The organism is Mesorhizobium sp. CCNWLY176 (assembly GCF_037153935.1).
Classification (GTDB): Bacteria; Pseudomonadota; Alphaproteobacteria; order Rhizobiales; family Rhizobiaceae; genus Mesorhizobium_M; species Mesorhizobium_M zhangyense.
Map to the genome: position 1 here is coordinate 104,524 of NZ_JBBBDZ010000001.1, position 23,774 is coordinate 128,297.

The 23,774-nt window shown below is 61.6% G+C and carries 22 protein-coding genes; 20 read left to right on the plus strand and 2 right to left on the minus strand.

Annotated elements, in window-relative coordinates; translation table 11 throughout:
* Nucleotides 1-128: 128 nt before the first annotated feature.
* Nucleotides 129-1,259, minus strand: coding sequence for a branched-chain amino acid ABC transporter substrate-binding protein (locus tag WBQ96_RS00485; RefSeq protein WP_165117663.1), 1,131 nt, complete (start codon nucleotides 1,257-1,259; stop codon nucleotides 129-131).
* Nucleotides 1,260-1,453: 194 nt separating this feature from the next.
* On the opposite strand from WBQ96_RS00485, the gene WBQ96_RS00490 reads away from it, so the two are divergent.
* The 9 genes from WBQ96_RS00490 to WBQ96_RS00530 all read left to right on the plus strand — a co-directional run bounded on the left by WBQ96_RS00490 (nucleotide 1,454) and on the right by WBQ96_RS00530 (nucleotide 10,472).
* Nucleotides 1,454-2,371 (plus strand): branched-chain amino acid ABC transporter permease, encoded by a 918-nt coding sequence (locus WBQ96_RS00490; protein WP_165117662.1) that lies wholly within the window; start codon nucleotides 1,454-1,456, stop codon nucleotides 2,369-2,371.
* Nucleotide 2,372: 1 nt separating this feature from the next.
* Nucleotides 2,373-3,548, plus strand: a complete 1,176-nt coding sequence (locus WBQ96_RS00495; RefSeq protein WP_336547159.1) for a branched-chain amino acid ABC transporter permease — start codon at nucleotides 2,373-2,375, stop codon at nucleotides 3,546-3,548.
* On the plus strand, nucleotides 3,548-4,333 hold the full coding sequence (locus WBQ96_RS00500; protein WP_165117658.1) for an ABC transporter ATP-binding protein: 786 nt from the start codon (nucleotides 3,548-3,550) through the stop codon (nucleotides 4,331-4,333). Before WBQ96_RS00495 ends, WBQ96_RS00500 begins: the two co-directional genes overlap by 1 nt.
* Nucleotides 4,326-5,027, plus strand: a complete 702-nt coding sequence (locus WBQ96_RS00505; protein WP_165117656.1) for an ABC transporter ATP-binding protein — start codon at nucleotides 4,326-4,328, stop codon at nucleotides 5,025-5,027. The genes WBQ96_RS00500 and WBQ96_RS00505 overlap by 8 nt, the downstream gene beginning before the upstream one ends.
* Before the next feature lie 376 nt (nucleotides 5,028-5,403).
* Nucleotides 5,404-6,678, plus strand: coding sequence for a flavin-containing monooxygenase (locus WBQ96_RS00510; protein ID WP_165117654.1), 1,275 nt, complete (start codon nucleotides 5,404-5,406; stop codon nucleotides 6,676-6,678).
* Nucleotides 6,679-6,881: 203 nt separating this feature from the next.
* A complete protein-coding gene (locus WBQ96_RS00515) occupies nucleotides 6,882-7,298 on the plus strand; it encodes a RidA family protein (protein ID WP_165117652.1) in 417 nt (138 codons plus the stop codon).
* A 5-nt stretch (nucleotides 7,299-7,303) separates the two neighbouring features.
* Complete coding sequence (locus WBQ96_RS00520; protein ID WP_336547158.1) at nucleotides 7,304-7,975, plus strand: DUF1028 domain-containing protein; 672 nt, start codon at nucleotides 7,304-7,306, stop codon at nucleotides 7,973-7,975.
* Nucleotides 7,976-7,996: 21 nt separating this feature from the next.
* Entirely contained in the window at nucleotides 7,997-9,487 is a 1,491-nt protein-coding gene (locus WBQ96_RS00525) for an aldehyde dehydrogenase (protein ID WP_165117648.1), read from the plus strand.
* Nucleotides 9,488-9,536: 49 nt separating this feature from the next.
* Nucleotides 9,537-10,472: a LysR substrate-binding domain-containing protein gene (locus WBQ96_RS00530; protein WP_165117646.1), complete on the plus strand. Its 936-nt coding sequence runs from the start codon at nucleotides 9,537-9,539 to the stop codon at nucleotides 10,470-10,472.
* 272 nt (nucleotides 10,473-10,744) lie between these two features.
* Here the strand turns inward: WBQ96_RS00530 and WBQ96_RS00535 are convergent, their stop codons facing one another.
* Nucleotides 10,745-11,767: a LacI family DNA-binding transcriptional regulator gene (locus WBQ96_RS00535; RefSeq protein WP_165117643.1), complete on the minus strand. Its 1,023-nt coding sequence runs from the start codon at nucleotides 11,765-11,767 to the stop codon at nucleotides 10,745-10,747.
* 319 nt (nucleotides 11,768-12,086) lie between these two features.
* On the opposite strand from WBQ96_RS00535, the gene WBQ96_RS00540 reads away from it, so the two are divergent.
* The 11 genes from WBQ96_RS00540 (at nucleotide 12,087) to WBQ96_RS00590 (ending at nucleotide 23,754) form a co-directional block, all read left to right on the plus strand.
* Complete coding sequence (locus tag WBQ96_RS00540; RefSeq protein WP_165117641.1) at nucleotides 12,087-13,694, plus strand: extracellular solute-binding protein; 1,608 nt, start codon at nucleotides 12,087-12,089, stop codon at nucleotides 13,692-13,694.
* An 80-nt stretch (nucleotides 13,695-13,774) separates the two neighbouring features.
* The gene (locus WBQ96_RS00545; RefSeq protein ID WP_165117639.1) at nucleotides 13,775-14,635 is read left to right on the plus strand and encodes a carbohydrate ABC transporter permease; all 861 of its coding nucleotides are present in this window, start codon (nucleotides 13,775-13,777) and stop codon (nucleotides 14,633-14,635) included.
* Nucleotides 14,632-15,591: a carbohydrate ABC transporter permease gene (locus WBQ96_RS00550; protein ID WP_336547157.1), complete on the plus strand. Its 960-nt coding sequence runs from the start codon at nucleotides 14,632-14,634 to the stop codon at nucleotides 15,589-15,591. Before WBQ96_RS00545 ends, WBQ96_RS00550 begins: the two co-directional genes overlap by 4 nt.
* The gene (locus tag WBQ96_RS00555; RefSeq protein WP_336547156.1) at nucleotides 15,588-16,685 is read left to right on the plus strand and encodes an ABC transporter ATP-binding protein; all 1,098 of its coding nucleotides are present in this window, start codon (nucleotides 15,588-15,590) and stop codon (nucleotides 16,683-16,685) included. The genes WBQ96_RS00550 and WBQ96_RS00555 overlap by 4 nt, the downstream gene beginning before the upstream one ends.
* The gene (locus WBQ96_RS00560) at nucleotides 16,678-17,739 is read left to right on the plus strand and encodes an ABC transporter ATP-binding protein (RefSeq protein ID WP_165117618.1); all 1,062 of its coding nucleotides are present in this window, start codon (nucleotides 16,678-16,680) and stop codon (nucleotides 17,737-17,739) included. The genes WBQ96_RS00555 and WBQ96_RS00560 overlap by 8 nt, the downstream gene beginning before the upstream one ends.
* A 35-nt stretch (nucleotides 17,740-17,774) precedes the next feature.
* Entirely contained in the window at nucleotides 17,775-18,881 is a 1,107-nt protein-coding gene (locus WBQ96_RS00565; RefSeq protein ID WP_336547155.1) for a Gfo/Idh/MocA family protein, read from the plus strand.
* A 23-nt stretch (nucleotides 18,882-18,904) separates the two neighbouring features.
* Nucleotides 18,905-19,819, plus strand: coding sequence for a sugar phosphate isomerase/epimerase family protein (locus WBQ96_RS00570; protein ID WP_165117614.1), 915 nt, complete (start codon nucleotides 18,905-18,907; stop codon nucleotides 19,817-19,819).
* A 12-nt stretch (nucleotides 19,820-19,831) separates the two neighbouring features.
* Nucleotides 19,832-20,767 carry a sugar ABC transporter substrate-binding protein gene (locus WBQ96_RS00575; RefSeq protein WP_336547154.1) on the plus strand — a complete coding sequence of 312 codons (936 nt, stop codon included), beginning with the start codon at nucleotides 19,832-19,834 and terminating at the stop codon, nucleotides 20,765-20,767.
* A 31-nt stretch (nucleotides 20,768-20,798) separates the two neighbouring features.
* Entirely contained in the window at nucleotides 20,799-21,794 is a 996-nt protein-coding gene (locus tag WBQ96_RS00580; protein ID WP_336547152.1) for an ABC transporter permease, read from the plus strand.
* Nucleotides 21,791-22,573 (plus strand): ATP-binding cassette domain-containing protein, encoded by a 783-nt coding sequence (locus WBQ96_RS00585; protein ID WP_165117608.1) that lies wholly within the window; start codon nucleotides 21,791-21,793, stop codon nucleotides 22,571-22,573. Before WBQ96_RS00580 ends, WBQ96_RS00585 begins: the two co-directional genes overlap by 4 nt.
* Nucleotides 22,573-23,754, plus strand: a complete 1,182-nt coding sequence (locus WBQ96_RS00590; RefSeq protein ID WP_165117606.1) for an aldose 1-epimerase family protein — start codon at nucleotides 22,573-22,575, stop codon at nucleotides 23,752-23,754. Before WBQ96_RS00585 ends, WBQ96_RS00590 begins: the two co-directional genes overlap by 1 nt.
* Nucleotides 23,755-23,774: the final 20 nt, after the last annotated feature.

A 23,774-nucleotide genomic window follows, 5' to 3' on the forward strand; every position in this document is an offset into this window, starting at 1 on the left:
TCTTTTTTGTTTGTGTGGGAAGGTGTTTGGGGGGGGGGGGTGCTGTTTGGGGGGGGGGGGGGCGGCCGCGGAAAAAACAGGGCATTACCGAGGGGGGGGTTCTCCCCCCCAATACACGATGTTTTTGATTACATCTTTTCCCACTTGCCGTCGCGTACGACATACCTGTCGATCTCGACCGCCATATTGGTCTGGCCGTTGTCGTCGAAGGAGACTTCGCCGAGGATACCGTCATGCTTGATCCCGCGGATCGCGGCGCTCAGCGCTTCCTTGTCCTCGATGCCCTTTTCCTTGATGACTTCCAGCAGGATCTGGGCGGCCTCATAGGCATATTTCGCATAGGAGCCGGCAGGGTCGGTGTAGCCCTTCGCCTCATAGGCCTTGTAGAATTCCTCCAGCTTCGGGTTGCTTTGGACTGCCGGCGTGCCGACGATCGTGCCTTCGGCCGCAGCGCCTGCGATCTCGATGAACTTGGGATCGTAGATGCCGGAAATGCCGTACATCGGCAGGCTGCCCATGCCGAGATCGGCCATCTGGCTGCGCACGAGTGCCGCTTCGGTGACAACGCCGCCGAAATAGATCGCATCCGGGCCAGCGGCCTTCGCGGTCGTCAGCATCGCGCGGAAGTCGGTGGTGCCGACCGCTGCGGAATCCGAAGCGACGATTTCACCGCCGGCTTCTTTGAAGAAATCGCCGAACCATTTCGCATTGGCCGCGCCATAGTCGGTCGTGTCCGAAATGATCGCGATCTTCTTGACCTTGCCTTCCTTGGCGATCGCCTCGGCCAGTGGCTTGTTCTCATTGACGAGTGTCGGCGTGACGCGCGTTACATTGGCGAAGTTCTGTTCCGTGATCTTCGGGCTGACTGCGCCCCAGACGATGAACGGCATCTGCGAACGGTTGAAGACCGGGATGGTCGCCAGCGCGACCGAGCTGTTCCAGTGGCCCGTGGCGGCGACGACCGCGGGGTCGTTCACCAGCTTCTGGGCGGCAGAAACGCCGACGGCCGGATCGGAAGCATCGTCGAGAACGACGCCTTCCACCTGATGCGGGTAGCCGCTGGCATTCGCTTGTTCGATTGCCAGGAGAAAGCCGTTGCGGGCGCCAAGGCCCTGCTGTGCATTGCCGCCGGAAAGCGGTCCGATGAAGCCGAGCTTGATCTGGTCTGCCTGAGCCTGGGCGGCGCCCAGCGCCACGGCGAACAGAGATCCGGCAATAAGTGATGATACGCGGACGATCGCGCTGCGCCTGTTATGCATGGTTCCACCTCAAAGGTCTTGTCTTGCCGCCAACGTAACGGCCCGGCCGATCATGATCGTCGGCTGAGCATCAGCCTATTTCCGCGTATTTGGTCTGGAAATTCGGAAATTGCTATCCGTGACTTCGGAGATTCATTATGTGCCCTCACAAAACGCACTGATAGTCGTTTCAACTTAAATGAGAGACTGATCGGATGGCGGAACTGCTGGTCCAGCAATTGGTGAACTGGATAACCCTTGGCTGTATCTATGCGTTGCTGGCTATCGGCTTCAGTCTGATTTTCGGCGTTTTGAACGTTATCCATTTCTCGCATGGCGACGTTGCCATGACGGCGCCCTTCATAGCTTTGGCTCTGGTCCAGGGGTCGATGGCGGTTGTCGGCGTGACCGGCCCTGCCTGGCTGCTGCTTGCGGTCGTGGTGGCGGTGCTTGCGGTCGGCGTGATCGGCATCGCGCTCGACAAGATCGTGATCCGGCGTTTCCGCGATGCACCGGCAATGATGGCGCTGGTCGCGACGGTGGCGCTCGGCATCGTCATTCGCGAACTGATCCGTCATCTCTACCCGCAGGGGTCTAATCCGCATGCTTTCCCGCGCCTGGTGTCGGGAATGGCGTTTGAAGTCGCCGGCGTTTCGGTAAGCTGGTTTGCGCTGCTCGTGGTGGCGATTACCGCAATACTGGTAACGCTCCTTTTCGTATTCCTGCGCATGACGGCGCTTGGCCTGCGCATTCGCGCCGCCTCCGAAGACCGGGTCGTGGCCCGCATGATGGGCATTCGCGATTCACGCGTTTTCCGCGCGACCTTCTTCATTGCATCCGCCATCGGTGCAATCGCCGGCCTGCTTTTCGCAAGCTATGCCGGCGTGACGCGCTTCGATTTCGGTGTCATGGCCGGGCTTCTCGGCTTTTCCGCTGCCGTTATCGGCGGTCTGGGTTCGATGCCGGGAGCAATCCTCGGCGGCCTGATTATCGCCGGCATAGAGGTGCTGGCGCAGACCTTCGTGCCGGATGGGGCGTCTTACAGGCTGGTATTCGTCTTCCTCCTCGTCATCGCGGTTCTGATATTCCGGCCAGCCGGCCTTCTCGGCCGCACCGTGATGGAGAAAGTCTGACATGCGGCAGGACATCGCTTCATCGGCGTCGCCAGGCAAGTCTGCCGCGGTCGCATTCACCGTCGCCTCCCAACTCGTCGGCGCGGTTTTCCTCTATCTCATATTGAAGGCCGATGGCGGCTTGCAGATCGTCGGTCTGCTGGCACTGCTCGGGCTCGGTTTCTTCATTCTGGAAAAGCAGCCCTGGATTGCCGAACAGGCGATGGCGAGCTTTGCCCGCGTTCCGCTTGTCTCCATGATTACCGCAGGCATAATCGTCGTCGGATTTCCCTTCATCGTCGGGTCCAACACCTATATTCTGCATCTGCTGATCGTGGCGCAGCTTTATGCGGTGCTGGCGCTCGCGCTCAATTTCCAGCTCGGCAGCGCAAACATTCCGAACTTCGCGACCGGCGCTTCCTATGGCATCGGCGCCTATGTTTCGGCGCTGCTGGCGATCAATTTCGGCCTCAGCTTCTGGCTGACGCTGCCGGTCGCAGCACTTGCGGCGACGCTGTTCGGCTTCATCATCGGTATTCCGTCGATGCGGACGCGTGATACGTATTTGGCGCTCGTCACCATCGCATTCGGTGTCGTGGTCCAGCAATTGCTGAACAATTTCGAATGGACCGGCGGTCCCAACGGTCTGGTTGGCATTCCCGCACCAAGCCTGTTCGGCCATTCCTTTGCCGATCCGCTCGTTGTTTTCGGCTGGAAACTGCCGAGCCAGGCGAATTTCTATTACCTCTCCGCCGCGTTGGTGGTCGTGGCGATCATTACCGCGCACCGTCTTCATTCCTCCCGGATCGGCCTTGCCTGGAACGCCTTGCGCGCCGACGAAATCGCAGCCAAGGCGCAAGGCATCAATGTTGCCTGGTACAAGGTCCTGGCTTTCGCGGTTGATGCGTTTCTGGCGGCCTTTGCCGGTACGATCTACGCTTTCTACGTATCCTATATTTCGCCCGACAATTTTACATTCCTCGTCTCGGTCACGATCATGACGATGGTTATCGTCGGCGGCATGGACAATATTTTCGGCGTCATCGTCGGCGCATTCCTGCTGACGATCCTGCCTGAAAAGCTGCGCGCTTTCTCCGACTACCGCCTGCTTTTCTTCGGCGTGGTCATCATCGGCTTCCTCATGATCCGGCCGCAAGGATTGTTCCCGCAGCGCATGCGCCGTTATGGAGGCGAATAGTGAGTACGCTTCTGAAAGTCGAAAATGTAACGATCCAGTTCGGCGGGCTCGTTGCGCTGAACGATGTGAGCTTTTCGATTGAAAAAGGCTCCGTTCTGGCGGTGATCGGGCCTAATGGTGCCGGCAAATCTACGCTCTTCAACGTCGTCACCGGCGTCTACAAGCCGACCTCCGGCCGCGTGACATTCGACGGCACGGAGATCACCGGGCGTCCATCCTACGAAGTGGTCGAGCGCGGCATTGCCCGCACCTTCCAGTCGTCGCGCCTGTTCTCCGATCTGAGTGTGCTCGATAACGTCATCATCGGCATGCACACGCGAACGCGAACGGGCGTGCTGACCGCGCTGTTTCGTCCAGGCGTTGCGCGCCGCGAGATGGATGAATGCGTCCGCAAGGCCGAATCCCTGCTGAAGCTCGGCTCCGGCGATCTGTTCGAGCAGCGCTATCGCCCTGCCGGAACGTTGGCGCAGGCCGACCGCCGCAGGCTGGAAATCGCCCGCGCGCTTGCCTCGCAACCCAAGCTGTTGCTCCTAGATGAACCATCCGTCGGGATGGACGAAACGGAAACTGATGCGCTCGTGTCAGACATCATTCGGCTACGAAAAGAAAATCCTGACTTGTCGGTCATTCTCATCGAGCACGACATGCGCGTTGTCGATGCTTTCCCGCAGCATGTGATGTGCATCGACTATGGAAGCCGTATCGCCGAGGGCGATTACGCCACCGTGCGCGCCGATCCGCGCGTTCAGGAAGCCTATCTCGGAAAGGCGGCTGTCCATGCTTGAACTGAACGATGTCGACACGGCTTACGGCGCAGTTCCGATGCTGCGCAACGTGGTGATGAGCGTGCAGGCGGGTGAGCTGGTCTGCCTACTCGGCCCCAATGGTGCGGGCAAGACTACGACCTTCATGACGGTCTGCGGCGTGGTGCGCGCGCAACGCGGCAAGGTCAGCGTGATGGGCAAGGACATCGCGGTACTTGGCACGGAAAACCTTGCTTCACTTGGCGTGGGACTCGTGCCGGAAGGCCGCCGCCTGTTCCCCGGCCTGACGGTTCTGGAGAATCTGCGGCTCGGCTATGATGCCGTCTCGGCTCGCGGCCCGAATTTCGAGCCGCAACTCGAAAAAATGTGCGCTCTGTTTCCGCGTATCCGCGAGCGTCTGCGTCAGCTGGCCGGAACTCTGTCGGGCGGTGAGCAGGCCATGGTTGCGCTGGCGCGTGCCCTGATCGGCGAGCCGAAACTGGTGATCATGGACGAGCCTTCGCTCGGTTTGTCGCCAAAGCTTATCGGCGAGTATTTCGAGATCACGCAGGAAATCCATCGTCGCGGAACGACAATCCTGTTGATCGAGCAGAACGCCGAGATGGGTCTCAGCATCGCGGATCGCGGCTACGTGCTCGTCAAGGGCAAGGTCGCTCAGGAAGGTCCGGCGAAGGAACTTCTGTCCTCGAAAGTGGCGAAAAGCCTCTATCTCTGAGCGTTTCGATCCCGCCCCCGTATTTTCTGCACCGGCCAACCTCTCCCGGCGATCAGCAGGGCTAACGCATATGGCACAGCCGACCCTCACTCCGCTTCGCTTCGCTCGGCACCTCTCCCCCTCAAAAGGGGGAGGAAGGGTGCCAGCCTTGCGGACGGCGTTTCCTCTCCCCCGTCGAACGGGGAGAGGTTGCTCGGCGAAGCCGAGACGGAGTGGGGGTCGAATTCCATATGCGACTGCTCTTCCAGCATTTAGGGACAAGCTAACCGTTGCCACAAAAAATCGTAATTTTCGCAAGCCAGCCCCTCCAGTAAACCAAAGACAAGGCCGCCGTTGCATCTGCAGAAACGCTCGGACAGCCAGAAAGGGAGCAGAAATGTCAGTTGAAAAGGTAGACACGCTTGTGGTTGGTGCTGGCCAGGCAGGGGTGGCTATGAGCGAGCATCTCGGCAAAAGCGGCGTCCCTTATCTCGTCTTGGAGCGGGACCGGATCGCCGAACGCTGGCGCTCGGGAAGATGGGATTCGCTGGTTGCCAATGGTCCCGCCTGGCATGACCGTTTTCCGGGAATGGAGTTTCCGGGTGCCGGTCCCGACGCCTTCGTCGCCAAGGAGAAGGTTGCGGACTATTTTGTTGCTTATGCGGAAAAGATCGCTGCCCCCATCCGCTGTGGCGTCGAGGTGAGAGAAGTGCGACGTAATGTCGGCCGGCCGGGTTTCCGTGTGGAAACCTCGGACGGTGTGATCGAGGCCCGCAACATCGTTGCCTCCACCGGTCCTTTCCAGAACCCGGTCATTCCGGCCGTAGTGCCTGAAGATGCAGGTTTGATGCAGATCCATTCCAGCTCCTATCGCAATCCCGGCCAATTGCCTGAGGGCGCGGTGCTGGTGGTGGGTGCCGGATCTTCGGGCGTGCAGATAGCGGACGAACTTCTGCGCGCCGGCAAGCGCGTCTACCTCTCGGTCGGCCCGCACGATCGGCCTCCGCGCGCCTATCGCGGCCGCGACTTCTGCTGGTGGCTGGGCGTTCTCGGCAAGTGGGATGCCGCAACGCCGGGTCCTGGCACGGAACATGTCACGATCGCGGTGAGCGGCGCTCGCGGTGGCGAGACGATCGACTTCCGGCGCCTTGCCGGGCAGGGGATGATCCTGCTTGGCCGAACGGAAGACTACAAGGAAGGCGGGCTGACCTTCGCGCCCGATCTTGCCGAGAATCTTGCGCGGGGCGATGCCAATTACATGTCTCTGCTGGACGAGGCCGACGCCTATGTTGTTCGCAACGGCGTGGACTTGCCGGAAGACCCTGAAGCCCGCCGGATCGAACCAGAGCCGAAATGCGTGACCGATCCCATCCTCGAACTGAACCTGGCCGACGCCGGAATAACCTCCATCATCTGGGCCACCGGCTTCACCGTCGACTACAGCTGGCTGAAGGTTGATGTGTTCGACGAGAAAGGCCGGCCGAAGCATCAGCGCGGGGTGTCATCCGAGCCTGGAATCTACTTCCTTGGATTGCCATGGCAATCGCGCAGAGGGTCCAGCTTCATCTGGGGCGTCTGGCATGATGCCAAGTTCGTGGCGGACCATATTTCCACGCAGCGAAAGTATCTGGAATATCACGAGTCCGCTAAACGCGTGACTGAAGAGGCATAGCCAACTCCGGCTTGAAAAGGATGCGACCGATTAGGAGCGCCCTTAGCAAGGATGAGAAAGACTATTCTTCAAAGTTCATCAGCGCTGTGGAAACATCACCGCGAAATGCGGATTGCGGTCCCGGTGCTTTTCGCAAACGGAGCCGTTGAGCCAAAATTCGCGCAACGGACGCCTTGACCCGAGCCGACCCGATGGAGACCAAGATGGCACATGATCGAATTCGTACGTTCAACACCAAGGACACCTATCCCGAGCAGAAGCTGGACAACGACCTTTGCCAGGCGGTGATTACGCGGGGTGGCAAAACCGTCTATCTGCGCGGCCAGTGCCCGCAGGATCTGGATACGGCCAAGAACATCGAAAGCCACGATCCGGTCGAGCAAACCCACAAGGTCATGCAGAACATCAGGCAGCTCATCGAAGAGTGCGGCGGCACGATGGAGCATCTCGTCAAGGTTGTCGTCTACATCACCGACGTCCGCCATCGCGAGGCGGTCTATCGCACCATGGGCGAGTATATCAAGGGCGTTCATCCCGTCTCGACGGGCCTCGTCGTTCAGGCGCTGGCGCGCCCGGATTGGCTGGTCGAGATCGACGGCACCGCCGTCATTCCGGACTGACCGGCATGACTTTCTCCATCGTAGCACGCTGCAGCAAGACCGGCATGTTCGGCGTTGCCGTGTCGTCCTCGTCGCCTGCTGTTGCCGCGCGTTGCGCCTATGCGCAGGCCGGTGTCGGTGCCGTGGCGAGCCAGAACATTACCGACCCGACTTTGGGCATCCGTGGGTTGGAGCTTCTGGCGCGCGGCGCTTCGGCTGCGGAAGCCATCGCTATTCTGAAGCGCACCACCTACAGCGAATACCGTCAGGTATTGGCTGTGGACGCGACAGGAATGAGTGCGATTCACTCCGGCCCCAAGGCACTTGGAATTTGGGCGGAAGCCCGCGCGGAAAACGTCGTATGCGGCGGCAATCTTCTGGCCAATGACGGCATTCCGCAGGCAATGGTCAATGCGTTTCTGGCATCGGAAGGTCATCTGGGCGATCGCCTCATTGCCACGATGCGCGCTGCGCTCAAGGCTGGCGGCGAGGCTGGCCCGGTTCGCTCTGCCGGCATGAAGCTGGTGCGTGACGTTTCATGGCCTGTTGCCGACCTGCGCTGCGACTGGACCGAAGAATGCCCCATCGAGCAGGTGGCGATGCTGTGGGAACTCTACAAGCCGCAGCTCGACGCCTACGTGACCCGTGCGATCAACCCATCGGATGCTCCGAGCTACGGCGTACCGGGCGACGAATAAAGACCAGGGACAAGGACCGTCATGAGCGAACTCAGCCACAAGGACTGGATCAGCAAGGCGGCTGTGATCCGCTTCCGCGACAAGGCTTTCATCGACGGCAAATTTGTGCCGGCACGGTCCGGCAGAACATTCGCCAGCATCAATCCCGCAACTGGCGAGACGCTGGCCGAGGTCGCTTCCTGCGGCGAAGAGGATATCGAGCTGGCGGTTGCGGCCGCGCGGCGCAGCTTCGAGTCCGGCGTGTGGTCTCGCGCAAAGCCCGCGCATCGCAAGGAAGTACTTCTGCGTCTCGCGCAATTGCTGCGCGACAATCTGCATGAGCTCGCCCTTCTGGAATCGCTCGACATGGGCAAGCTGGTCAACGACGCATCCACCGTCGATGTGCCGGGTTCAGCGGCGATCTTCCAGTGGTATGCGGAAGCGATCGACAAGATCTATGACGAGGTCGCCCCGACTGGCGAGGGCGATCTCGTACTCGTGCGGCGCGAACCGCTCGGCGTCATCGGCGCGGTCGTGCCGTGGAATTTCCCGCTCGACATGGCAACGTGGAAATGCGCTCCGGCACTTGCCGCCGGCAATTCCATCGTGCTGAAGCCTGCGGAGCAGTCGCCTTTCTCCGCGCTTCGTCTGGCAGAACTTGCGATGGAAGCAGGGCTTCCCGCCGGTGTCCTCAATGTTGTACCCGGCCTTGGCGAGACCGCCGGGCAGGCTCTGGGCCGGCACATGGATGTTGACTGCCTCGCCTTCACGGGCTCGACCGCTGTCGGCAAGCTGTTCCTGCAGTATTCCGGTCAGTCGAACATGAAGCAGGTCTGGCTGGAGACTGGTGGCAAAAGTCCGAACCTGGTCTTTGCCGATTGCAACAATCTCGATGCGGCAGCCGACATGGCCGCCTTCGGCATCTTCTTCAACCAGGGCGAGGTCTGTTCGGCCAATTCGCGGCTGCTGGTCCAGCGTAGCATCAAAGACGCGCTGGTCGAAAAGCTGGTGGAACGCGCGGCCTCCACGCAACCCGGCGATCCGCTCGATCCGGGCTCGAAGATGGGCGCCATGGTCGATGCCGGCCACACAGCCAACGTCATGCGCTTCATCGAGTCCGGCAAGAAGACCGCGCGGCTTGTTGCGGGCGGCGAGCAGGTGACGGTGAACGGTCGCGGCAGCTTCGTTCAGCCCACCATTTTCGACGATGTCGCGCATCAGGACTCGCTGGCGCGCGACGAAATATTCGGTCCGGTCCTGTCGGTCATTGCGTTCGATGACGAAGACGAAGCGATCCGCATCGCCAACGACAGCCCCTATGGGCTGGCGGCGTCTCTCTGGACCGACAGCCTTTCGCGCGCGCATCGCGTTGCCGGCCGGCTCCATGCAGGAACTGTCTCGGTAAACACCGTAGATGCGCTGAGCCCGATGACACCGTTCGGCGGTTTCAAGCAATCCGGCTTCGGTCGCGACCTGTCGCTTCATGCGCTGAACAAATATACGGCGCTGAAAACGACGTGGATCAAATACTGATGGGCGCAAAGGCTTGATCGACAAGCGTGAACGCGCAACATAGCGGCCCATGCCATTACGCTTCACGCTCAGACAGTTGGAATATTTCGTTGCCGTCGGCGAAGCCGGCAGCATTGCCAAGGCGGCCGAGCAGGTCAATGTCTCGCCGCCGTCGATTTCCGCATCCATCGCCCAGCTGGAAGCCGAGTTCGGCATCCAGCTTTTTGTTCGCAAACATTCGCATGGCCTGTCGCTGACGGCGGGCGGGCGCGTGTTCCTGAAGGAAGCCGCGCGCCTGCTCAACGATGCGGATGCCCTTCACGATATCGCTGGCGACATCGCCGAAAGGGTGCGCGGTCCGCTGGCGGTGGGATGCCTGCTGACTTTCGCGCAGATCGTCCTGCCGGCATTGCGAACCAAGTTCGAGCACGCTTATCCGGATGTGCGGGTCAGGCAATTCGAGCGCAACCAGGGCCAGCTTCTCGAGATGCTACAACGTGGCGAAGTCGATCTCGCGCTGACATACGATCTCGAGCTTTCACAGGATCTGACCTTCGAGCCGCTGATGTTGGTCCCCGCCTATGTCATGCTGCCGCCGGGACATCGCTTTGCGGGCAAGGCGTCGATAACGCCGGAAGAGCTCGCTGGTGAACCAATGGTGCTTCTGGATCTGCCCTTCAGCCGAGAATATTTTCTATCGGCTTTTCAACAGAAGGGGCTGAGGCCCTACATCGCCGAGCGGACGGGCGACATCGCCGTCATGCGCTCGATGGTGGCCAATGGTTTCGGCTACGGCATCGCCAATATGAGGCCTCTCAATACGCTGGCCCCGGATGGCAAGCCGCTGGTTTTCGTGCCGCTGGCAGGCGATCTTCGGCCGCTCACCATGGGCGTTGCCCTGCCGAACGCCGAACATCGCACCCAGACAGTGCAGGCGTTCATCGAGCATTGCCGGCGTTTCGTCGTGGAGCAGGGCGTGTTCGGCAGCGAGCGCGTCGTGGCGTAGGTTCTAAAGGGCTTTGTCGCAAATGCCCTTGATCGCTATTGCTCTCCTGATTGCACCGTTGCCCATTGTGGTCTGGCTTGCACTGTCAGTCGGGCAGGGGCTGGATGGCTGGTCGGTCGCAAGCGGCGAAACTTTTGTGCGGCTTTTCGACTGCACCGTTCAAGAAGTCCTGTTGCCTGTGCGTGGCTTGTTGGCGCGCCGATACGCAGAAATAAACAGCGGGTTCGCACGGCCGCCTTGCGTCATTGACCGGATTAACTTCCCGGAAGAGGTCAAACTTCGGGGATGTTTTCCTTGAGGATCAGATGCAGGCGTGGAGGGTGGCCTTCATAAGGCAGTCCCCGGACAGAGTGGGTGAGAATGTTCAGCGCCTCGCGAGCTTCCACGCGTGGATTCTGGTCGATCACTGCATCCATCGTGCCGTCAAGGAGAAACCGCTTCGTGCCTTCGGTCAATTCATGGCCGATGAAGACGATGTCACTTTCTTTGTTATGCTCGCGCATTGCCTGGGCAATGCCTTGATTGCCGGCGCCGATATTATAGATGGCTGCGAGGTCGCGGTGGCGGTCGAGTAGTGTGGTGGCTTCCGAGTAAGCGCGCTCGCGGTCGTCACCCATTTCGCGCAGTTCCACGATCTCAAGCTTTGGAAACTCTTCGGCGAGGATGTGGCGAAAGCCCATTTCGCGCTCCTGATGGCCGCGATAGGACAGGGAGCCCGCGAACATTGCGACCTTTCCGGGCGCCTCCGTCCCCAGCAAGCGTCCGACGACATGTCCGGCAAGGCGTCCTGCCTGGCGATTATCTATCCCGACATAGGCGACGCGCGGTACGTGCAGAATATCGGTCGCCAGTGTCACGACCTTTATATCGTTGGTCGACAATTCGCGGATTGCCTCGCGCACCGTCGGGTGGTCGAGGGCGATAAGGCCAACGCCTTGGGTATGGCCGTGCAGGTCGCGCAGCGTCTGGGCGAGCGTGTCGGGGTTGAACCCTTCGATTGCATGAATACGTACGTCAATGTCCGGCCGAAGAGCGGCCTGACTGCCCAACTGCTCGTTCAGTTTCCGAATAAAGGTATTCGTGCCCACCGGCAGTACGAAGTCGAGTCGGATCGTGTCCGCAGCTCGGTGTGCCGACATGGGCTTGACCTCCGCAATGTAGCCCAGCCTGCGGGCCGTATCGAAGACGATCTCGCGCGTCCGCACACGTACACCAGGACGATTGTTCAGGACGCGGTCCACTGTCGCTGCGGAAACGCCCGCCTCCCGGGCAACGTCTATGAGGGTTGAACGCATGTCATTTCCCTGCTTCACCGCCCCGGCGATGGGCGAATCTGATTGAAATTGATGTAGCCGCACTGGCGGTGCTTGCAAGCGACGCGCGGCGTTTTGCCGTCGAATGAAGTGAAAAGCGCAATCGGGGAAGTGCATCAAAAGCCATCATCGCGACTGCGAAGGGTAGATGGTGCGATGCGGGAGGCCGCTGATTCCGCAATAGTTTTTATCCAGATCCTAGATATGATGTGTTATGAGTTGATTTGATGTTGACATCATCATTTGTGAACGTCAATATTCATCATATTGGGCCCGACATGGTCCACTGGGAGGAAAATCAATGTCAGATCTGGTTCGCATTTCGCGACGCGGCTTGCTTGCGTCTGGGGGGAAGGCCGCACTGTGGGTGAGTGCGGTGGGAATTGCGCCGAAGTTCATTCGTCCGGGCCGCGCCTATGCGGCGGACGCGCTTTCGCCGGGCATGATCGGGGGGCCAACGGGCTTCGACGGCGCCGAGCGCTATCAGTACGGAGCCGATACGCCCGAGGGCAGGGCGGTCGAGGCGGCCAAGGCGCTTAAGGCAGCCGGCGCCGACAAGATCGTGCTCGGCCTTTCCGATGGTTCGATCGGGCAGCTCACCCAGCCGTTTCCGGCGGGTGCGCCGTCCATCAAGGAGCTCTGGGAGAAAGAGACAGGCATCACGCTGGAGATCGTCGGCGTTCCGAACGGCCAGGAATTCACCAAGACGATGCAGGACATCTCCACCAAGGGTGGGGCCTATGACATCTATGCCGTGGAATGGAACCGTCTCGGCGACCTCGCCGAGACCGGCGGCATCCTGAAGCTCGACGATTTCGTCGCGAAGCACAAGCCGGAGTGGGACGATCCCAAGACCGGTTACGTCAATGGCGCCCAAGGCGTCTCGTTGCTCAATCAGTATCGCGGCTCGACCTATGGCGTGTCGCTCGATGGCGATTTCCAGACCTGGGTCTATCGCACCGACCTGTTCGGCGACGAAGCCGAGAAGAAGGCGTTCAAGGACAAATACGGCTACGACCTCGCGCCGCCGAAGACGTGGAAACAGCTCGACGAGATCGGGACATTCTTCCATCGGCCAGACAAAGGCTTGCTCGGCTCGACGGATATCCGCAACCAAGGCTGGGGCTATACCAACTGGTATCAGCGCTATGTTTCGATGGGCAACCCGAACCAGTTCCTGTTCGATGACGCCGGCGCGCCGCTGATCAATTCCGAAGCCGGAATCATGGCGACGAAGGAATATGTCGACTCCCTCGCCTACAAGTCGCCGGACGCCGTGTCTTGGGGCTGGCCGGAACAGTACGGCAATTTCGCCAATGGCGGCGCGGCCATGACCTGCGCCTTCTCGAACCTGCCGAAATTCCTCGACAACCCGGGCAACAAGGACTCAAAGGTCACCGGCAAGATCGGTTCCATGCTGCCGCCCGGCCGAGAGGTCGATGGCAAGCTGATCAGCCGCTCGGTCCTTTGGCTCAACCTGTCGGCCTCGGTCTCGTCGCAGGCGAAAAATCCGGAGCTCTGCTACCTCTTCCTGCAGTGGGTCGGCTCGGCCCGCATCTATGCCTGGATGACTGCAAACCCGGGCGGCTACTTTGATCCGTTCCGCCTGTCGGACTTTGCCGATCCATTGGTGCGCCATACCTATCATGACTACCACATGGATGTCGTGCGGGAGACGGTGGCGCGCACCGTGCCTTCGATCAACTACCCGGGCGCGACCGCCTTCCACAACGCACTCGACGAAAACCTCGTCGCCGCATGCACCAAGGCGAAGACGCCGGAACAGGCCATGGCCGACACCGAGCGCGAATGGAAGCGCATCGCCCGCCGCACCGGCGAGGACAAGCTTCTCGAGGCGATCAAGACCAACAAGGAAGCCTGGCCGACAGTTACCGATCCGATCGGCTGATCCTCCCAAGCCGAACCAATGAGGGGGAGGTACGAAGGTTCCTCCCCCTCAGCAACAAGCCACTCCAGCGAAACCGCAAGATGAAGCGTTCAGTCCCTTTCGAAATCTTCCGCTATGCCGCGATCCTGCTGGCGCTTGGCGTGACCCTGGTACCCATCCTGTGGATGGTGTCCATGGCGTTCAAGCCGATCGGCGAGTGGTCCGCGACGGGAACTGCCCTGACATGGTGGCCCAAGGAGCCGACTCTCTCCAACTTCCGCTTCATCTTCGGCGAGTCGGATTCCAGCCTCATCGTCGCGCTGGACAGGACTGCGATGAAGCCCATCCTGTCCTCGCTGCTATCTGCGACGTTCGGTACGCTGATCGCGATGGCGGCCGGCACGGCCGCAGCCTATGGGCTGTCGCGTTTCGGTTCGGGCCAGAACCTGCCGCTGGCGCTGACGCAGCTTCGTCTCTTCCCGCCGATGGCGGTCATGATCCCGGTTATGATCATGTGGGCTTTCCTCAACCTCACCGACACCTGGTGGGGCCTGGCGCTGGTCTATGGCATCGTCACCCTGCCCTTCGCCTTCTGGCTGATGAAGACCTTCTTCGACGACATGCCGCGCGAGATCGAGGAGGCGGGCCTTGTCGAAGGTTGCTCGCGCTGGCGCGTCTTCACAAAAATCACACTGCCGATGATGCGCGCGCCGCTCGCGTCCGCTGCTCTCTTCGTCTTCATTCTGAACTGGTCCGACTATCTGATCGCGCTTCTGCTGACGACGCGCGAATGGGTGACGGTGCCGGTCTACATGGCCTCGCTGTCTTCCTCGATGACGGGCCAGCTCTATGGCGCCAAGGCAGCGCTGGGTCTCATCGCAGCCATCCCGCCGGTCGTCATGGGCATCGCCATCCAGCGCCACCTCGTGCGCGGGCTCACCTTCGGAGCGCTGAAGCAATGAGCGCCCTGACCACATCGGAGGCTGCCATGGCGAAGTCGACGCCGGAGGCGGCAATAAGCAGGCACGACGAGTCCGCACGGCTCGGCTTCCGGCTGACGCTGCCCGCGCAAATTCTTGTTCTGTTCATCGCGGTGTTCCCGCTTTTGATGCAGCTCTATATCAGCCTGACCGACTGGTCGCCGCTCTCCGGCCTGGACTGGTGGGGCGCCTGGGAGCTATGGAACGGCTTCGCCAATTACTCCGATCTCGCGTCAGACAACCGCTTCTGGGGTGCGCTCTGGCGCACCGCCGTGGTCATGGTCGTCTGCGTGCCGGCCGAGTTCCTGCTCGGGCTCGCCCTGGCGACGCTATTTGCCGACGACTTTCCCGGAAAGCGCTTCTTCTATTCCATCCTGCTGATGCCGATGATGGTGGTACCGGCGGTGGCCGGCTACATGTTTTTCATGCTGTTCCAGTCGGGAGGGCCGCTCAACGACATTCTCTCGACGCTGACCGGCACGCGCGTTGCCATCGCATGGCTTTCGGATCCGACGCTGGCGCTGATCGCAGTCATGATCGCCGATATCTGGCAGTGGACGCCGTTGATGTTCCTGATCCTTCTCGCGGGCCTCGTCGGCGTGCCGCAGGATCAGATCAAGGCCGCGACATTGCTTGGGGCCAATCCATGGCAGCGCTTCACCACGATCGTGCTGCCGAAGATGAAGACGATCATCATCATCGCGCTGGCGATCCGGGTGATCGAGAACTTCAAGATCTTCGACACGCTCTACATCATGACTGGTGGCGGCCCGGGCGTCGCGACCGAGACGATCTCAGTCTACATCTACAAGGTGACCACGCAGGACCTGATCTGGGGCTATGTCGCGGCCATCGCGCTCGCCATCCTCATCGTGCTCTCCATCGCTACGGTCTTTGCCATGAAGCGCATGGCCGCGGTGCGCGAGGTGCGGGCATGAGCGCGATCCATCTCCAGAACCTGGTCAAGACGTTCGGCAATTTCACCGCGCTGAAGACCATGGACCTCGAAATCGCCGACGGCGAGTTCATGGCGCTGCTCGGCCCTTCCGGCTGCGGCAAGTCGACGACGATGAACATGATCGCCGGCATGGAGGAGCCGACCGAAGGGCGCATCCTCTTCGGCGACCGCGACATGACGGGTGTGCCGATGGGGCGCCGCGGGGTCGGCTTCGTCTTCCAGAACTACGCGATCTTCACCCACATGACGGTTCGCCAGAACCTCGCCTACGGGCCGAGGATGCATGGCAAGCCGAAGGCCGAGATCGACCGCCGCGTCGGTGCGATTGCAGAACTGCTGCAATTGACGCCGCTCCTCGACCGCCGCGCCGGCCGTCTCTCGGTGAACATCCTCCAGCGCGTGGCGATCGGGCGCTCGGCCATCATGGAGCCAGCGATCTTCCTGCTCGACGAGCCGCTGTCCAATGTCGACGCCGCCTTCCGGGCAGTCATGCGCACCGAACTCAAGCACCTCCAGCGCGAGTTCAGGCAGACCATGGTCTATGTCACGCATGACCAACTTGAAGCGATGACGATGGCCGACCGCATCGCGGTGATGGACCATGGCGTGCTGCAGCAAGTGGGCACGCCCATCGAGGTCTACAACAACCCCGCCAATGTCTTCGTCGCCAAGTTCATTGGCGCGCCCGGCATGAACCTGATCCCCGGCCGCCCGGCCGAAAGCGATCGCGGGCTGGTCGTAGATCTGGGGCCGCTAGGTGTCACGCCGCCTTTGCCCGACCATCTCGCGGCCGCGCTGCGCCGGTCCAATGCCGCGGTGCTCTACGGTTTCCGGCCGGAGCAGGCGGCTATCGCCGAAGATGGCGAGGGTTTGACGCTGCCGGTCACTTTCGTCGAGCGCATCGGTGCGCGTACCATCGTGCATATGGGGCAGGGTGGCAGCGCGGTGAAGGCGGTCTTCGACAATAATTTGCGCGTCGCGGTGGGCGAAATGATGGTGCTCGCCCCTGATGCCGCCTCCGTGCGCATCTTCGATGTTGCAACCGGCAAGGCCGTCGGAGGTCGTCATGGCTGAGATCGCATTTCGCAACGTGTCCAAGCGTTATGGCGGGACGGTCGCATTGTCCGACGCCAGTTTTACGGTCGAGGACAACGAATTCTTCTGCTTCTTCGGTCCGCCGCTGTCGGGCAAGTCGACAATCCTGCGCCTGATCCTCGGGCTGGAGACGCCGGATGCGGGCGAAATCCTGATCGACGGGCGCCCGGTCAATCGGGTTTCGCCGGCCGAGCGCAATGTGGCGATGGTGTTCCAGAACCTCGCACTTTTCCCGCATATGAGCGCGGCCGAAAACATTCGCTTTCCCCTGGCCGAGCGGCGTGTTCCCGAGGCTGAGATCACTCGCAAGCTCGACCAGGTGTCCGAAAAGCTCCATATCCGCCACATCCTGCACAAGCCGCCGGCACAGCTTTCCGGTGGCGAGCGCCAGCGCGTGGCAATCGCCCGGGCGCTCGTTCGCGATCCGGTCGCCTATCTGATGGACGATCCGATCTCCGCGCTTGACGCGCGGCTGCGCGAGGAAACCCGCGTCGAGCTGAAGCGCATCCAGCGCGAGCTCGGCAAGACGCTGATCTACGTCACCCACGACCAGGAGGAGGCGATGTCGGTCGCCGACCGCATGGCCATTCTGGAAGCCGGCACGATCCGCCAGATCGACACCCCGCGCGGCATCTATGACCGCCCGGCGAGTGTCTATGTCGCCCGGCTGCTCGGTTCGCCGATGATGAACATCCTGCCCTCGCAGCCACGCGCCGGTGCGATCGACGTCGCCGGCGGCGCAATCGCCGTGCCCGGCCTTGCCGGAGGTGGCGAGATTGCAGAGGTGGGCCTGCGCCCCGAAGACATCAAGGTCGCAGCCTGGAGCGAGGGTGCTGCTACGCCGCCATCGAAGGTCTACGAGGTCGAGCCGCTGGGCGGCTATACGGTGGTGACGGTCGATGCCGGGTCGTCGCGGGTGCGTGCCTTGGTGCGTGGCCAGCCCGACATCCGGCCCGACGCGATGGTCGCGCTGTCCTGCGAGGCTGCGCGCGTCCACCGTTTCGCAAGCGATGGGAGCGCGCTTCAGCGATGAGCCAGGCCGTGGGAAAAATCGAGGGGGAGGATCGAATGGCGAATGCCAATGGCTCAGCGAATGGTGGCTTCGAGCCGGACGTCAAAGTCCGTGCAAAGGAATTCAGGATCGGGTGCATCGGCGCCGGCATGATCATGGCCGAGTGCCATCTTGCCGCCTATAAGGAAGCGGACTTCCCGGTCGTCGCCATTGCCTCGCGCACCAGGGCGAACGCGCAGAAGGTGGCTGACCGATGGAGCATCCCGACCGTCCATGACACGCCTGAGAAACTGATCGAGGATACGCAGGTCGAGATCATCGATCTGGCCTTCCCGCCTGATCAGCAGCCGGCGTTGATCCGCCACGCGCTGAAGCAGCCGCATGTGAAGGCGATCCTCGCGCAGAAGCCTCTGGCGCTGTCACTCGACGAGGCAAGGAAGCTGCGCGACGAGGCCAAGGCGGCGGGCAAGATCCTCTCCGTCAACCAGAACATGCGCTACGACCAGTCGATGCGCGTGCTCAAGCAGATCATCGAGCAGGGCGCGCTCGGCGAGATCGTTTTCGCGCAGATCGACATGCATGCGATCCCGCACTGGCAGGGTTTCCTCGAGGAATATGACCGGCTGACACTTTCCAACATGAGCGTGCATCATCTCGATGCGCTGCGCTTCCTGTTCGGTGATCCCGACGAGATCACCACGCTGACGCGCAAGGATCCGCGCACGACATTCGACCATTCGGATGGCATCGTCGTCTCGACACTACGCTTTCCGTCCGGCGTGCTCGCTTTGTCGCTGGAGGATGTGTGGTCGGGTCCGCGCCAGGAGGGCTACAAGGACGACCAGCACATCACCTGGCGCGTCGAAGGCACGCTCGGCACCGCCAAGGGAACGATCGGCTGGCCGACGGGTACGGCGTCCACGCTCAGCTATGCATCGGCTACGACGACCGGCGGCGAGTGGGTTTCGCCGAGCTGGGAGACGATGTGGTTCCCGCATGCCTTCATCGGTGTGATGGAGCAGCTTCAGCACGCGTTGAAATCGGGCGAGGCGCCCGCGCTCACCGTCGCCGACAATGTGAAGACCATGGCCCTGATCGAGGCCGGTTACCGCTCCATCGCTGAAGGCCGCACTGTGCGGCTTTCCGAAATCGCAATCGACTGAATTTCCAAGGGAGGAATTACACCATGATGCAAGCCGGTATTTTCACAGGATATTTCCCGTACGGCCTCGAAGAGACAGCCAAGAAGATCCGTGAGCTGGATTTCAACACCGTCCAGCTCGACCTTCATTTCAAGGATGTCGACCTGTCGGCGGGGCAGATCACGAAGGACAAGGCCAGGAAGGTGCGCGACACGTTCCGCGACCATCACCTGCCGATCTGCTGCATCTCCGGCTACACCAACATCATTCATCCCGACAAGGCCGAGCGCGACAAGCGCGTTGGCTACCTCAAGGAGATCATCCGCAACGCGCGCCATTTCGGCACGCCCTATGTCATCTCGGAGACCGGCACCTACAACACCGAGTCGGACTGGGTTCACCACGAGAAGAACAAGACTGAGGAAGGTTTTGAGGAATGCCGCAAGGTCATCGCCGACCTCTCGCAGACCGCCTATGATCATGGCGCAGTGTTCCTGCTCGAAACCTATGTGAACAATGTCGTCGGCTCGGTCGAAGAGACGGTGAAGATGTTCGCCCAGGTCGACCATCCGGGCCTCGGCCTGCTGATGGACCCGACCAACTATTTCGAGACCCACAACATCGATCGCATGGACCAGATCCTCGATCAGGTGTTCGACACGCTGACGGACAAGATCAAGATCGCTCACGCCAAGGATGTGAAGCGCTCGGGCGACGACAAGACCGAGAAGCATGCCGACATCGGCGATGCGGACGCGCTCGAGAGCCACACCTTCCGCGGCGTCGGCGAAATCGAACTGCCAGCCCCCGGCCTCGGTTCGCTCAACTACGACCTCTATCTGCAACGCCTCGCCGAGAAGCACCCGAACATCCCGGTCATCATCGAACATCTGAGCGAGGACGACGTGCCGCGCGCCAAGAAGTTCCTCGACGGCAAATTCCGGTCGAATGGTCTGTAAAGGGAGGAAAAGATGAAATTCGTTCTGAAACTCGCAGCCACTGCACTCCTCGCCTGCGCCGCCTTCACGGGCGTCGCAGGCGCGCAGGACGGCAAGAAGACATTCTATCTTCTTTCGCACGGCGGTCCGTCCGATGCGTTCTGGCTTGACTGGAATGCAGGAGCCGAGAAGGCGTGCACGCAGCTTGCCGTCGACTGCAAGATTTCCTTCTCAGGCGGCGACATGGCCGCGCAGAAGGAGGCCTTCAACTCGGCCATCGCCGCCAAGCCGGACGGCATCGGCACGACATCCGCGCAGCCGGGCCTCTGGAATGAGGAAGTGAAGGTGGCCAAGGCTGCCGGCATCCCGGTTGTCTTCTTCAACACGGACGACACGGCGACCGGCCGCCAGGCCTATGTAGGTGCGGACCTCCGGCAGGCTGGCGTGATCTGGGCGAAGTATCTCGTCGACAACAAGCTGGTGAAGGAGGGCGACAAGGTCTTCCTGCCGGTCGAAGTGCCAGGCGCCAGCTATCAGCAACTGGAGACGGAAGGCATCGCTAGCGTCTTCGATCCGTTGAAGATCACCTATGACGTCGTGGACGCGGGCACCGATCCGGCCGGCATCATCGCCAAGATGAGCGACTACATGCTCGCCAACAATCCGCCGGCGATCATCGCGCTGGGCGATTCCGTCGCGGCAGCCGTAAAGCCGGTCATGGAAAATGCCGGCATGGCGGCGGGCTCGATCCCGGTCGTGGGCTGGGGCAACTCGAAGGAGACAGCGGAGGCCGTCAAGGCCGGCTACTTCAACGCGGCTGCCTGGCAGTTCCCTTCCGCACAGGGCTTCATGCCCGTCGCGCTGCTGAACCTCGCCGCCTCGGGCGAGCCGATCGTCTACGACATCCAGACGTTCAGCCTGTACGACAAGGACAGCGTCGAACCGATCCTCAAGCTCTACAGCAAATGACGTGGGGAGCGGCGGCTGAATAATGGCGACAGTGACTGAAAGACTCGAGGAACGTCGGAACTGGTGGCAAGGCCTTTCGGCCTCGCCCCAGGTGACGTCTCTCATCATCCTGGCGGTGGTTCTGGCCGGCTTCTCGATCGCCAATCCGAACTTTCTGTCGCCGCTCAACATCTCCAACATGATGGCGTTCCTGCCGGAGCTCGGCATTATGGCGCTCGCCATGACGCTCCTGCTTACGGCGGGCGAGTTCGACCTCTCGGTCGGCGCGGTGTTCGCGCTCGGCCCTGTCATCGTCATGCTGCTGGCACAGCAGGCGGGCATCGATATCGGCTTCGCGCTTCTCGTTGGCCTCGCCGTCTGCATTGCGATCGGCGCCGTCAACGGCGTCATCGTCACCAAGATCGGCATCTCGTCCTTCCTGGTGACGCTTTCGATGCTTCTCATCGTGCGCGGAACGGCGCTCTACGTCACGCAGGGGTTTCCGCTGAAATCCTGGAACGAACCTGGCATCTTCGTCTCTCTTCTGGCGGGTAGCTTCCAGCTCGGGCCGTTCAAGCTTTACGTGTCGCTGTTCTGGTTCATCGGCCTGACCCTGATCGCCGCCTACATCCTCAACTGGTCGAAACTGGGCAACTGGATCAGCGCGATCGGCTCGAACCGCAATGCGGCCATCGCGCGCGGCGTGCCTGCCGACGCTGTTAAGATCGGGCTCTTCATCGCCGCTTCCGTCTTGTCGGGCCTTGCCGGCATGATCAGCGCCTTTCGCATTTCGGCGGCGTCGCCGGTGGCAGGGACGGGATATGAGCTCGAGGTCATCGCCATGGTGGTCGTCGGCGGCACGGCGCTGACCGGCGGCTACGGCACGATCCTCGGGACCGTAGTGGGCGCATTCATGCTGCGCGCGATCCGAAACGGCATCGTGTTGATCGGAGTGCCCGGCCTTGCCTTCAATATCTTCGTTGGCGCGCTCATCCTCGTCATGCTCGTGCTTCACGCGATGCTCAGCAAGCGGGGAGCACGGCGATGAGCGTGGAAGTCCTGCGGCTGGAAGGCATCCGCAAATCCTTCGGCAGCGTGAAGGCGCTAAAAAGCGCGTCGATGACGCTCCGCGAGGGCGAGGTCGTTGCGCTGCTCGGCGACAATGGCGCGGGCAAGTCGACGCTCATCAAAGCGATCTCCGGCGTGCATCCCGCCGATGGCGGCGCGATCTATGTCCGGGGGGAGAAGGCGACGATCCGCTCTGCCCGCGATGCGATCGAACTGGGCATCGAGACGATCCACCAGGACACATCGCTGGCGCCCGACCTGTCGATCGCACGCAATCTCTTCCTCGGCCGCGAGCCGGTGAAGCTGCCCTTTCTCGGCGTGTTCGCCCCGATCGACTTCCCCTTGCTGCGGCAGGCGGCGTCGACGCTGTTGAAGCGCGTCGGCATCTCCAAGAAGCTCGACGCCGATGCGGCCGTGAACACGCTGTCGGGCGGCGAGCGCCAGTCGATCGCGATCTCACGCGCCATGCAATTCGCCGCCAAGGTGATCATCCTCGACGAGCCGACCAACAATCTGGGCGTCGAGGAAACGCATGGCGTGCTGCGCTTCGTTAAGGAAATGCGCGCGGCAGGCCATACGGTGCTCTTCATCACCCACAACATCCACCATGTGTTCCAGGTCGCCGACCGGATCATCGTGATGCGTCGGGGTGAGGTCGTAGCGGAGCAGACTGTCGGCGACACGGACCTCCTGAGCGTCGAAGCGCTGATCATGGGGGTCGATGCGGCAACGCTGGCCGAGCAGGCGAAGGTGCATTGATGGTAAGCCTGTACGGCCAGACATTGACGCGGCGGCAGGTGGCGGAGCGCTCCGGCATGCTTTCGCAATTCGCCGGTGTGCGTCTGATGACTCTCGGAGACGGTGTCGAGCGGGGCATCCGCATGCTCGAATTCCGCACCGGCACCGGCCTGCGTTTCACAGCGCTTCTAGATCGCGCGCTCGACATTGCCGACTGCGAATTCCAGGGCAAGGCGATCGGCTGGCATTCGCCGGCAGGTTTCCGCCACCCCGGCCTGCACGAGTATGAAGGCGAGAACGGTTTCGCCTGGGCGCGGTCCTTCTCGGGCCTGCTCACCACCTGCGGTCTCGACCACATCCTCGGACCGGAAGAAGTGCCGGCCGACGAATACAATTATCCCGGCAAGAAGACCGTACGCCATTCGCTGCATGGCCGGATCGGCGGAATCCCGGCGCGGCTTACCGGCTATGGCGAGACGTGGACCGGCGACGACTGCGTTCTGTGGGCAGAGGGCATCGTCCAGCAATCTGCCGTCTTCGCCGAGGACCTGCATCTCATCCGCCGCATCGAGGCGGATGTAGGCGGCAACGAGATCCGCATCTGCGACCGCGTGGTGAACCACGGGTTCTCGCGCACGCCTCACATGTTCTTCTACCATGTGAATGTCAGCTATCCCGTGCTCGACAAAGGGTCGCGCTATCTCGCGCCAATCCGCGACGTGGTCTGGGCAGGGCATGCCGGCGACGCCTACGAGGTGCAGAAGGTCGGCTATCGCACCATACCTGCGCCGCAGATGAACTTCCGCGAGCAGGTGTGGCAGCACGAGATGGCCGCTGCCGCTGACGGAACGGTTCCGGTCGCGATCGTGAACGACAAGCTCGGCCTTGGCCTTGAGGTCGTGACGCGCAAGGACCAGCTGCCCTGCGCCTACCAGTGGGAGAATTTCCAGGCCGGCCAGTACGCATTGGGCATCGAGCCTTCGACCCACCACGTGCTGGGGGATCTGGCTGCACGCGAGCGCGGCGAGATGATCTGGCTCGAGCATGGCGAGGAGCGCGCCTACGACGCGACGCTGCGCGTGCTGAGCGGAGCGGGCGACATCGCCGATGCGGAAAAGCGCATCGCGTCGATCGTGCGTCAGCCCGACACCGATTTTCCGCTTCCTTCGGGCAATTTCGTGCCCCTGGAGCGACGTACATGACAGGGAGAGGCTTGAACGCG